Source organism: Rhodoferax sp. P2_H8_2 (assembly GCF_056403235.1).
In genome coordinates this window covers 88,240-100,277 of record NZ_JBFUFW010000011.1, presented here as the reverse complement: position 1 = coordinate 100,277, position 12,038 = coordinate 88,240, and the positions used below count along the sequence as shown (strand labels likewise).

9 protein-coding genes are annotated in these 12,038 nt (G+C 59.9%); 5 read left to right on the top strand and 4 right to left on the bottom strand.

The window, feature by feature from the left end; translation table 11 throughout:
* The first annotated feature begins 22 nt into the window (after window positions 1-22).
* Together AC1DV6_RS16870 and AC1DV6_RS16865 are read left to right on the top strand one after the other, a co-directional pair.
* Window positions 23-676: a hypothetical protein gene (locus AC1DV6_RS16870; RefSeq protein ID WP_477979465.1), complete on the top strand. Its 654-nt coding sequence runs from the start codon at window positions 23-25 to the stop codon at window positions 674-676.
* 96 nt (window positions 677-772) lie between these two features.
* A complete protein-coding gene (locus tag AC1DV6_RS16865; RefSeq protein ID WP_477979463.1) occupies window positions 773-1,738 on the top strand; it encodes a chemotaxis protein in 966 nt (321 codons plus the stop codon).
* A gap of 34 nt (window positions 1,739-1,772) precedes the next feature.
* Here the strand turns inward: AC1DV6_RS16865 and AC1DV6_RS16860 are convergent, their stop codons facing one another.
* Window positions 1,773-2,630, bottom strand: a complete 858-nt coding sequence (locus tag AC1DV6_RS16860) for a DMT family transporter (protein WP_477979461.1) — start codon at window positions 2,628-2,630, stop codon at window positions 1,773-1,775.
* Window positions 2,631-2,702: 72 nt separating this feature from the next.
* Here AC1DV6_RS16860 and AC1DV6_RS16855 point away from each other — a divergent pair, with 72 nt between their 5' ends.
* The gene (locus tag AC1DV6_RS16855; protein ID WP_477979459.1) at window positions 2,703-3,077 is read left to right on the top strand and encodes a DOPA 4,5-dioxygenase family protein; all 375 of its coding nucleotides are present in this window, start codon (window positions 2,703-2,705) and stop codon (window positions 3,075-3,077) included.
* Window positions 3,078-3,206: 129 nt separating this feature from the next.
* Complete coding sequence (locus AC1DV6_RS16850) at window positions 3,207-5,855, top strand: PAS domain-containing protein (RefSeq protein ID WP_477979457.1); 2,649 nt, start codon at window positions 3,207-3,209, stop codon at window positions 5,853-5,855.
* A gap of 3 nt (window positions 5,856-5,858) precedes the next feature.
* Here AC1DV6_RS16850 and AC1DV6_RS16845 read toward each other — a convergent pair whose 3' ends face one another.
* Window positions 5,859-6,893: an aminopeptidase gene (locus tag AC1DV6_RS16845; RefSeq protein ID WP_477979455.1), complete on the bottom strand. Its 1,035-nt coding sequence runs from the start codon at window positions 6,891-6,893 to the stop codon at window positions 5,859-5,861.
* 112 nt (window positions 6,894-7,005) lie between these two features.
* On the opposite strand from AC1DV6_RS16845, the gene AC1DV6_RS16840 reads away from it, so the two are divergent.
* Complete coding sequence (locus AC1DV6_RS16840; protein WP_477979453.1) at window positions 7,006-7,404, top strand: nuclear transport factor 2 family protein; 399 nt, start codon at window positions 7,006-7,008, stop codon at window positions 7,402-7,404.
* Between the two features lie 82 nt (window positions 7,405-7,486).
* On the opposite strand, the gene AC1DV6_RS16835 is transcribed toward AC1DV6_RS16840, so the two are convergent.
* Together AC1DV6_RS16835 and AC1DV6_RS16830 are read right to left on the bottom strand one after the other, a co-directional pair.
* Entirely contained in the window at window positions 7,487-8,887 is a 1,401-nt protein-coding gene (locus AC1DV6_RS16835) for an efflux transporter outer membrane subunit (protein WP_477979451.1), read from the bottom strand.
* Window positions 8,880-12,035, bottom strand: a complete 3,156-nt coding sequence (locus AC1DV6_RS16830) for an efflux RND transporter permease subunit (RefSeq protein ID WP_477979449.1) — start codon at window positions 12,033-12,035, stop codon at window positions 8,880-8,882. The genes AC1DV6_RS16835 and AC1DV6_RS16830 overlap by 8 nt, the downstream gene beginning before the upstream one ends.
* Window positions 12,036-12,038 lie beyond the last annotated feature (3 nt).

The window sequence follows — 12,038 nt, the reverse complement described above, 5'->3', positions numbered from 1 at the left end:
CGTTGTCGTTGACCCTAAAACTATGTTTTCCTTTGTCAAAAAGAAACCCGCTGCTGCCGTAGTTCCAGATGCAGACAATGCGCACGCCCAGCGCATGACGCTGGAGGAGCGCATGGCCTTCCGGCGCGAAATGCTGTACCAGAGCATTCGCGATACTTTTCTGGCCATGGAAGTCATCGCCAGCATGTACAAGTTCAAAGTGATGCCGGTTGATGAGCGCCACCACCGGTTTATCGTGATGATTGACGTCGCCAAATCCTTTGTGACCAACCGGCCCAACAAGACCAAGAGTTTTGCTGCCTTCGAGCAGATGATGCGGGTCGATGCCTACAAGCGCTTCGGTATCCTCATCAACGCCACTTACTGGCGCGTCAGCGAAACGGAGAGCCAGTTCGAGTTCCACGCCCGCGTCACCGATCACGGTGATTCCGCCGCTGTCACTTCGCGCAGTCAGGAAAGCGCCATAAAACCGGCCGGTCAGAGCCGCGTAGCGGCCATCGGCGGTTCCAACTACGAACCCATTTCGGAAGAAGAAACCCGCGCCTTCATGCAGGCATTGAAAGGCGGCTACGCACCGCCGCCTATGATGGTGGGTGACAAGGAGTACCAGAGCGATCTGGCACCGCTGGATGGCGGCATCATGATCGGTGGCACGCAGTACGGTAGTCTGGACTAGCGCACCGTATGGATCTGTACCTGGGTGGAAAATGGTTTCCCCAGGGTGCATACTGCTAGCCAGACTGCATTCAGTCTGAAAGCATTGGGAACACTTATGAACAGTCCAACGGTCGCAAAATCCAACGGTCAAGCCACCTCTGCGCGGGACCGCAGGTTTGAGCTGCTTTTGTTCCGCTTGGGCCAGGACTCCGGGCTGAAGCAACGCGAATTGTTTGGCATCAATGTGTTCAAGGTGCGCGAAATTGTGGTCGCGCCCCACATCACCTCCATCGTCAATGCGCCGAAATTCAACATGGGCTTGGCCAATGTACGTGGGCAACTGATCCCGGTGATTGACCTGCCCGGAGTGGTGGGCTGCGTTCCGCAAACGGATTCCCGTATCGTGCTGGTGACGGAATTTGCCCGTACCACGCAGGCTTTCCTGGTGGATGAAGTGGTTGAAATCGTGCAGCTGGACTGGAAACACCTGCAATCGGCAGACTCCAGTGGTGCCGGTTTGATATCCGGCATTGCGCGGCTGGATGGCGATGCGCCGGATTCCCGGTTGGCACAGGTGCTCGATGTGGAACAAATTTTGCGCAATGTGGCCCCGGCTTCGCAAGGCGCTGCGGTAGACCATTCCGCGCTGTCAGAACTCCATTTGCCGGAAGGCTCCACGATCCTCTTTGTAGACGACTCCGCGGTGGCCCGCGCGTTGATTGAAGAGGGCTTGAAATCCATGAATCTGCAATTCCAGGTGGCCAAGAACGGCAAGGAAGCCTGGGAGCGCTTGGCCACGATCCAAGCCGAGGCTACTGCCCAGGGCAAGATGGCGCGGGACAAAGTGGCACTGGTTTTGACGGATTTGGAAATGCCGGAGATGGATGGCTATTCATTGACGCACAACATCAAGCAAGACCCCCGTTATGCAGGGATTCCGGTCATCATTTACTCATCGTTGACCGGTACGGCCAGTGAAGGTCACGCAAACAGCGTGGGCGCTGATGCCTATGTTGCCAAATTCGAGCCCAAGGAATTGCGCGAATCGATTCGCCGTACCCTGGCGCTGCGCCACAACTGAGCCCGGTGTTTGTAAGCGCAGTGCCCTCGCCAGGTCACTTGCGGGCCAGATAAACCCCGCCAACGGTTAGCGCCATCCCGACGATGGCAAGACCGGCAAGCGTCTCGCCAAACAGCATCCATGCAAATAGCGCAGTGCAAGGCGGCACAAGGTAGAACAGGCTTGCGACGTTGACTGCGCTGCTCTGGCGTATCAGCCAATTCAGCAAACTCACTGCGCCAATGGACAATACCAACACCAGCCAGCCCAGCGCGAACACCAGCTCTCCGGTCCAGTCCACGTAAAAGCTTTCGAATAGCCAGGCAGCGGCCAGTGTGGCCAATGCAGTGGGTACAAATTGCGCAATCGCACCAGTGCGCCAGTCCAGGGTCGGGCAGTAGCGCTTCTGGTACAGCGTGCCTGCGGTGATACCGATCAGCGCAACGGCAACTGGCAGCAATGCCATTGCAGAGAAACCTGCACCGATCTTTCCGGCCACTACCAGCGCAACACCGGCCAGACCCAGCAGCAAACCCAGCCACTGTCGATTGAGTACTTTCTCGCCCAGCCACCATCCCGCACCCACCGCTGTCAGCAGCGGTTGCAAACCAACAATCAGGCTGGCAACGCCTGCTGGCAGGCCCATTGAAATGGCAATGAACACACCGCCCAGATAGATGCCATGTACCAGCAAACCCGCAACGCCGATATGGAACCAGTCCTGCGCGCGCGCAGGCCAGGGTGCACGCGATATCCAGGCAACGGGTGCCATCAGGCAAATCACAGCGACATAGCGGATCAGAAGAAAGGTCAGGGGCTGTGCATGTGGCAGGCCCATGCGGGCACCGAGAAAACCGGTGGACCAGAGCAGCACAAAGAGCAATGGAAAGGCTTGGGCGTAGCGGACTGGCATTGCGTTGATTGTCGGCGGCTTAGCTTGCAACAGCCTTGCGTGGGTCGTGGTCACCGTTAAGATGGCCCAACCATGTCGACCACTGATTCGTCTACTTCCCCTATTCGTGGCTACCACGCGCACATCTATTTTTCACAGAAAACAATAGCCCAGGCGCGTGCATTGTGCGAAGCGGCCGCTGCACAGTTCGACGTGGCAATGGGGCGTGTGCATGAGAAGCCGGTGGGCCCGCACCCGGACTGGAGTTGCCAACTGGCATTCAAACCCGCGCTATTTGGCGAATTGGTGCCGTGGCTGGCACTGCAGCGCAATGGCTTGGTAGTGTTTGTGCACCCCATCAGCGACAACGAGTTGCTCGACCATACGGACCGTGCAATGTGGATGGGCGCAGTGCGACCGCTGGACTTGAGCGTGCTGCATACCGGGCCAGGAGACGATGTCTTTTAGGGCATTTTGGCTGCGCATAGCAAGCTTTTAGCCTTCCCGAAGCAGCGTCATGCGGCGCTGATTGTTCAGCGCGTACACTGTCCTGAAATGAGCCCTTGGGAGGCTGTAGTCAATGGACAGAACTTCGCTATGCCCCAGACCCAATTGAAGCTTGCCAAGCTGGAACGGACCCAGTGGCGTATTGCCATTTTCGTGCTGGTGGCGTTTGGGCTCTTCCTGGCCTATTTCATTCACCATGAGCGTACGCTGACACTCAACCGTGAGCGGGATCGACTGTTTACCCAGGTCCGGGTAATCGATGCGCTGCTGACGCAGCAATTGATAGGTGTCAATGAGGCGATGCTTAGCATGCGCCCGCAATCCGCAGTGTCGGTGCAGGACACGGCCCACAACCCGGGGCGCTCCGCCACCATGCGTGTGCTGGCGGATGCAATGCCAGCAGTGCGCACCATGCTGATGATTGACCCGCAAGGCATCGTGGTATCTACCAATCGGACCGACACATTGGGTTTTGATGCCAGCCACCGTGACTATTTCCTGGCTGCCAAGAACGCGCCCAGCGCCGACACTCTGTATGTGTCTGCGCCGTTCACAACAACACTGGGTGCGTATGCAGTGAACATGGCCCGTGCCTGGACAGGCGACAGGAATGCGCTGTTGGGAGTTACGACAGCGACGCTGGACCCCGATTTCTTGAAAGTGCTTTTGCTCTCGGTGCTCTATGCCAAAGACATGCGCGCCAGTTTGATCCACGGGGATGGTCTGGTCTTCCTGACGCAACCTGAAAGCAAAGTCATTCAGGGGGCTGACCTGAAAAAACCTGACACGCTCTATACACGGCACGTGAACAGTGGACGGGTCGAGAACTTTTTTGAGAGCACCGTGCCACTGACAGATGACACACGGCTGGTGGTGTATCGAACGGTGCAGCCTCAACAGTTGCGCATGAACAAGCCGCTGATGCTGGCGGTCAGCCGCGGGCAGGCGGCGGTCTTGATGCCCTGGCGGCAACTGGCGCGGGTGCTGGGAGTGACCTATGCCGGGGTGTGTGCTTTGACATTGGGTGCCATCTATTTTTTCCGGCGCAGGCATAAAGCCCTGCAGCAGGCGGCGCAAACCCGCGCGCGCGAAGCGCAAGAACAGGCAGAGCGACTGGACCTCGCTTTGGCGGGTGGTGACCTGGGCCTGTTTGATCTGGACTTGGTGACCGGCATACGGCGTGTCAATGCGCGTGGGCAGGAGATTGTGGGCGATGGCCCGGAAGATCCGGTCGATACCCTGGAGCAATGGTCGCAGCGCGTACACCCGGACGATCGGCTAGCTGCCCTTGCGCTGCGCGGGGCGCATGAACGCGGGGAGACGCCCTTCCTGGTGTTGGATTACCGGGTGAAACACAAGCAAGGCCACTGGGTCTGGGTACACAGCCGCGGCAGGATCACACAGCGCCGGGAAGATGGCACGCCCCTGCGCATGGTAGGCACCAACCTGGATATCACCGAACGGCGGCAGGCTGAGAAAGTATTGCGCGAAGAGCGGCAGCGTCTGTCCAACATCATTGCCGGTACCAATGCAGGCACCTGGGAGCACGACCTGACGACAGGCAGTGACCAGGTCAATCAGGAGTACGCCCAGATGCTGGGATACACCGTTGAGGAAGTGGTTTCGCGTATTGATGGTGACTTCCGCAATATTGTTCACCCTGATGACCTGCCTCAGGTGACCGCGCTGTGGGAAGCGCATCTGACAGGCACTACGCCGGTCTACGAAGCCGAGTTTCGCGTGAGGCACAAGGACGGCCACTGGGTCTGGATCATGTCGCACGGCAAAGCCTGGAGCCGCGATGGGGATGGCCGCGCGCTGAACATCTCCGGTATCCATCTCGATGTGTCCGCCATCAAGACGGCGCAAGCCCGCCTCGAGGAGCTCAATAGCAATCTTGAGCTTCGTGTCGAAGCGCGCACCGCGGAACTGGAAGCCACCCTGGAGCAACTGCGTGAATCGCAGCAAAGCCTTGCCAGCAGCGAGGCACGCGCCACGATGAGTACCCTGGTCGCTGGGCTGTCCCATGAGATCGGTACGCCGTTGGGCAACAGCATCATCGCGGCGAGCACCGTGTCGGCGGGGTCGCGCGATTTTCGCAAGCTATTGGCCGAAGGCGGCCTCAAACGCTCTGACATGAACTATTTTCTGGAGCAGGTGGACCAGGGTGCGGACATCATTGAGAGCAACCTGCTCCGCGCAAACGATCTGATGAAAAACTTCCGCCAGGTGGCAGCCGATCAGGCGAGCGAGCAGCGGCGTTCGTTCGATCTGGCACAGGCGGTCAAGGAAATTCTGCAGACTTTAAGCCCCACCCTGAAGCGCCACCCGCACCGCGTCGTGCTGGATATAGCGGACGGCATCGCGATGGACAGTCTGCCAGGTCCGCTGGGCCAGATCATCATCAATCTGGTCAACAACGCCTATCTGCACGCCTTTGAGGGCATGGCACAGGGTGAGTTGATCATCTCGGCACGGGCCCATGGGGATTGGGTGGATATGGAGGTGCGCGACAACGGGCGCGGCATTCCCGCAGACAACCTGAAGAAGATGTTTGAACCCTTCTACAGCACCAAGATTGGCGAGGGCGGCACCGGCCTGGGCATGGCCATTGTGAAAAATCTGCTGACAAAGACCTTGGGCGGCAGCATTGAGGTTCGATCAGTGGTTGGGCAAGGTACGACATTCACCATCCGGTTCCCCCGCGTCTTGCCGGTAGCCGCACCGGTGGCGGCCTAGCGCCTAAAGCTTGCCGTTCTGCAGCTGCTGCAAATGCAGCGTGCGCTCCTCGCGCGGCAGCTTGGCAAGTGTCTTTGCTGCAGCGTAGAAAGCAGCCCAGTCACCGTGCTGTTGCGCAAACAGAACTTCAAACGCATCGACCCAATCGTCATAGGCCGAAAGCGCCGCGAAGGCCGCGTTATTGGCGTTGGCTACCCAAAGATCGTAGCGGTCGTAGCCGCCCCAACTGGCTTTGAGTTGTGCGTATGCCGCACGGAACTCCCCATAGGCCGCCGCTTTCAGGGCCTCTTGTTGTGGCGTTGGGGTGGACTGGTCATCACCATCTCCGTAGATAGAAATCAGTTTCTTGCGCGTCTTTGCCGCCAAAGCTCTGAAAGCCTGGCGGCGTGCGCCAAAGCTGGTGTATTCGTGCCGCGCAACAAAGTGGGCGGGGATGGCGAGCCATGCCGCGCTGCCCAGCCGCTCCACCGCCGTAGCGAATGACTCGTTGAATGCCGTGTCGTCCTGCACGTACAGCACCTGGTGCGCCAGTTCATGAAAAATCATGCGTGCCAGTTCGCCCTGTGGATAGTGGATGAATGTGCTCAACAGTGGGTCACCGCCCAGCCAGTTGGTCCAGCCCAACGTGGAATAGGCGGGAACCGGGAATACGCTGGCCTCCCAGCCTTCCTGGCGCAGGGTGCTGGCCAGCGCTTGCGCATCGTGTTCTTCGAAGTAGCCGCGGTAGCTCACGCAACCCGTCACCGGAAAACACCAGGTCTTGGGTTTGAGCGAGTAGGTGGGGGCGGCAACGACGTTCCACACCACCGCGCGTCGCTGCAAAGCGGCGTAGCGGGTGTAGCTGGCGTTGTCGGGAAGTTTCAGCGTCTCTGCTGCGTAGCGTCGCAGTTCTTGTGCCAATCGCAAACGCTGCTTCAGTGCGTCGGGCGTCGTGTCTTCTGCCAGCCATTGGTCTACGGGCTTCGCGGCTTGCACGATGGCGACGTGGCCTTTGACGGACTGCAGCAGGTAGCCCATGTCCGCGCAGCCTGATGCCATGCATGCGAAAGCTAACGCCGCCACGAAACGCAAGGGAGTATGGAAAAGTGAGCGTGTCATATTGCCAAGCATCGTATGCTAGTGGCCTCACAGCCCCAACCGGAGAATTCTGATGCCCATGAACACCCTCGAAGCCTGGCACAAGATCGTCAAATCCCGCGACTCCAGCGTGCTGGGCACGTTACTGGCGCAGGACGTGGTGTTTGAGTCGCCGGTGGTGCATAAGCCGCAGCATGGCCATGCCATCGCCTATATGTACCTGAATGCGGCGCTGCATGTGCTGAACAACGACAGCTTCGTCTACCTGAATGAGTGGAAGGGTGAGAACTCCGCCGTGCTGGAGTTTCAAAGCACGATAGACGGCATCACCATCAACGGCGTGGACATGATTACCTGGAATGCAGCGGGGCACATCAGCCATTTCAAGGTCATGGTGCGCCCGCTCAAGGGCATGAACAAGTTGCATGAGCTGATGGGGGCCATGCTGCAGAAGATGGCGCCGCCCGCCTGATTGCTATAAAAAAAGGAGCTGCTTACGCACGTTCCATGCGCTTCGCAGCCCTATTTTGTTCCAATTTCCCAGTGAAACTGGCTTACTGCCAACCGCCGCCCAGCACCTTGTAGAGCGTCACCAGGTTTTGCACCTGTTGCAACTGCACCTGAATCACGGCTTGCTGCGCCGCGAACAGTGAGCGCTGTGCGTCCAGCACATCGAATGAACTCGAAGCCCCATGCTTGAAGCGCAGGTCCGTCAACTCAGTGCGCGTTTTCTCGGCATTCAATTGCGCAGTTTGGGCGCGCAGTTGCTCGGTCAGCGTGGCCCGGCCGGCCAGTGCGTCGGTCACTTCCTTGAAGCCGGTTTGAATCGCCTTCTCGTACTGGGCCACAGCGATATCGCGTTGAACCTTCGCACTGTCCAGATTGGCGCTGTTGCGGCCTGCATCAAAGATAGGTAGCAACAGTTGCGGTGCGAAAGTCCAAGCCGATGCAGCGCCGTTGAACAACTTTTCCAGATCACTGCTGGCGACGCCAGCGCTGCCGGTCAGCGTGATGCGCGGAAAAAATGCAGCACGGGCAGCACCGATGTTGGCGTTGTTAGCCAATAGTTGCTGCTCCGCCGCGCGGATGTCCGGGCGACGTACCAAGACCTCGGACGGCACGCCAGCGGGCAAATCGGTCACCAGGCCTTGGGCTGTCAGCGGCAAACCTGCGGGCAGGTCGGCGGGCAGGGGCTGGCCCAACAACAGCGCGAGGCTGCTTTCATCCTGCGCGCGTTGGCGCGTGGTCTGGGCCAGTGCCACCTTGGCGGCTTCCAGCAACGACTCGGCCTGGCTCAGGTCCAGCTTGGACGCAGCTTCGTTGTCGAACTTCAGCTTGGTCAGCTTCAGTGATTCCTGGCGTGTCGTCAGCGCCGATTGCGCGATGCGCAGCAACTCGTCATCGGCCAGCAGGTTCAGGTAGGTGTTGGCAACGGATGCCACCAACGCCATCTGCACCGTCTTGCGGGCTTCTTCGGTGCCCAGCAATTGCGCTTGTGCCGATTCTTTCAGCGAAGCAACGCGGCCAAACAAATCCAGCTCGTAGGCCGTGACACTCAGACCCGCGGTGTACAGGCTGGTGATCTCGCCGGAGGCGGCAGGGCCCCGCGTGCCATTGATGCCCGCGTTGAGCGTGGGCCACTGGTCAGCGCGGCGTACACCGAACTGTGCGCGCGCCTGCTCGATGTTCAGCACGGAAATCCGCAGGTCACGGTTGTTTTGCAATGCCAGGCCCACCAGGGCTTTCAGTCGCGCATCCTGGAAGAACTGTTGCCAGCCCAAATCAGCGGTAGGCCGTACGCCGGCACCGGCGGGGGCGTTGCCGTCAAAGCTGGCTGCTACAGGCGCGGCAGGGCGCTGGTATTCAGGCGCCAGGCTCATGCAGCCGCCCAGCAGCAGGGCCGCCGTCAGCAGCGCCAGGCGTGAGGTGTTGGAAGTCATAGATGGTTTATTCATGGCTTGGAGCCTCCGACACATGGGCGTGTTGCGCATCAAACTGGCGCTGGCGTTCGCTGCCCTTGAACAGGCTGCGCACGACCACAAAGAAGATCGGTACAAAGAACACCGCGAGGAAGGTGCCGATCAAGCTGCCGCCGATCACGCCGGTGCCGATGGCACGCTGGCTTGCCGAGCCTGCACCACTGGCAATTGCCAGCGGCAGCACGCCCAGCACAAACGCCATCGACGTCATCAGGATAGGGCGGAAGCGCAGATGCGCAGCAGCCAGCGCTGCTTCGACCGCGCTCTTGCCCTGCGCCTGCAGGTCCTTCGCAAATTCGATGATCAGAATCGCGTTCTTGGCCGACAGGCCGATGATGGTGATCAGGCCCACCTGGAAGTACACATCGTTGGCATAGCCGCGTAGCACCGTGGCCAGCAGCACACCCAGAATACCGACCGGTACGACCAGAATCACGGCCAGCGGAATGGTCCAGCTTTCGTACAGCGCAGCCAGACAGAGGAACACCGCCAGAATCGCGAAACCGTACAACACGATCGCCTGCGAGCCGGCGATTTTTTCTTCGCGCGATTGGCCGGTCCACTCGAATGCAAAACCCTCAGGCAGTTGCTTGGACAGATTTTCCATCTCGGTCATCGCATCGCCCGAGCTGAAGCCCGGTGCAGCAGCGCCGCCGATACGCATGGCCGGATAGCCGTTGTAGCGGATGGTCTGCATAGGACCCTTGATCCAGCGCGTGCTGGCAAAGCTGGACAGTGGAACCGGCTTGCCTTGTGCATTGGATGCTGTCAGTTTCAGGATGTCTTCGGGTTGCATGCGCGCCGGCGCATCGGCCTGCACCACGACGCGCTGCAAGCGGCCCTGGTTCGGGAAGTCGTTGATGTACGACGAGCCCAGCGCGGTGGAGATCGTGCTGTTGATCGAATCAAAGCTCACGCCCAGCGCGTTGGCCTTGTCGCGGTCGATGTCGACTTGCAATTGCGATGCGTCTTCCAGACCGTCCGGACGTACTTGCGTGAGTACCTTGCTCTTGGACGCCATGCCCAGCAATTGATTGCGTGCGGCCAAAAGTGCATCGTGGCCTTTGCCACCGCGGTCTTGCAGGCGGAAGGTGAAGCCCGACGCCGTACCCAATTCGGGAATGGGAGGAGGCGACAACGGGAAGATGAAGGCATCACGAATGCCCATCAGGCCACCGAATGCACGACCCGCCAATGCCGCTGCCGAGTGCTCGGCGCCTTCACGCTCATGCCAGTCTTTCAGCGTTACGAACGCCAGGCCAGAGTTCTGCCCCTGACCGGAGAAGTTGAAGCCCAGGATGCCGACCATGCTTTGCACTTCCGGCTGCTTCAGGATGAATGCTTCGACCTGTTCCATCACGTTTTGCGTGCGTTCCAGCGTCGCGCCTGGCGGCAGGCTCACGTTCACCAGCATCGTGCCCTGGTCTTCACCGGGCAGGAACGAGGTGGGCAGACGCACATACATCACCGCCACAGCGGCAATGATCGCCACATAGATGACCAGATAGCGGCCGGCGCGCTTCAGGATGCGCGCGACCACGCTTTCATAGCCCTTGGCCGTCTTGGTAAAGCCACGGTTGAACCAGCCAAAGAAGCCGGTCTTTGCATGGTGGTGACCCGCTTCCACGGGTTTGAGCAGCGTGGCGCACAAGGCCGGTGTCAACGACAGGGCCATGAACGCCGAGAAGGCGATGGAGCTGACCATCACCGCAGAGAACTGGCGGTAGATATTGCCGACCGAGCCGGCAAAGAACGCCAGCGGCACGAACACCGCAATCAGCACCACGGTCACGCCAATGATGGCGCCCGAGATCTGGCCCATGGCCTTCTTCGTAGCTTCCAGCGGCGGCAGGCCTTCCTCGCTCATGATGCGTTCGACGTTCTCGACCACGACGATCGCATCGTCCACGACGATACCGATCACCAGCACCATGCCGAACATGGTCAGCACGTTGATCGAGAAGCCCAAAGCCAGCAGCGTGGCAAAGGTACCGAGCAGGGCCACAGGCACGACGATGGTCGGGATGATGGTGTAGCGGAAGCTCTGCAGGAACAGAAGCATCACCAGGAACACCAGCACCACGGCTTCAATCAGTGTCTCGGCCACCTGGCTGATGGAGATCTTGACGAAGCGCGAGCTGTCGTAGGGGATCGTCCACTTCACGCCCTTGGGGAAGTAGGGCTGCAATTGCTCCATGCGGTCACGTACGGCTTTGGCCGCGGCCAACGCGTTGCCGCTGGGTGCCAACTGGACACCAATACCGGAGGCTGGTTTGCCGTTCAGGCGGGCCGCGGTCGCAAAGGTTTGCGCGCCCAGCTCAATGCGGGCCACGTCTTTCAGTCGCACCGCAGAGCCGTCGGCATTCGCGCGCAGCACGATGTTGCCGAACTGCGTGGTGTTGCTGAGTTGGCCGTCCACCACCACGGTGGCCGAGATCGATTGGCCGCCGATATTGGGCAGATCGCCAATCGCGCCAGGCGAGACCTGGGCGTTTTGCGCGCGGATTGCGGCGTTGACTTCGGCGGCAGACAGGTTGAAGCCGGTCAACTTGGCCGGGTCAATCCAGATGCGCATTGCGCGCTCGGTACCGAACAACTGCGCCTGGCCAATGCCGGGCAGGCGCTGGATTTCAGGCAACACGTTGCGCGAGGCGTAATCGCCCAGACCCACCACGTCGATGTCCGGGTTGTCGGACGACAACATGATGAACACCAAAAAGTTGGCACGCGATTTGTCCACGCGCACGCCAGCTTGCGTCACCGCAGCCGGCAGGCGCGGTGCAGCGCGCGACAGGCGGTTTTGCACATCGACCTGGGCCAGATCGGCGTTGGTGCCGGGCTCAAAGCTGATCGTGATGGTGCCGGTGCCGTTGGCTTGCGCGACCGACTCCATATAGATCATGCCAGGTGAGCCATTCATTTCGCGCTCGATCACGGACAGCACGCTGTCCTCCAGCGTCTGGGCGGATGCACCCGGGTAGCCGGCCGAGATCACGATGGAAGGCGGCGCCACCGGCGGATATTGCGAGATGGGCAATTGCGTAATCGCCACGCCGCCCATCACCAGGATGAACAGGGCGATCACCCACGCGAAGATGGGTCGATTGATAAAAAACTGGGCCATGGA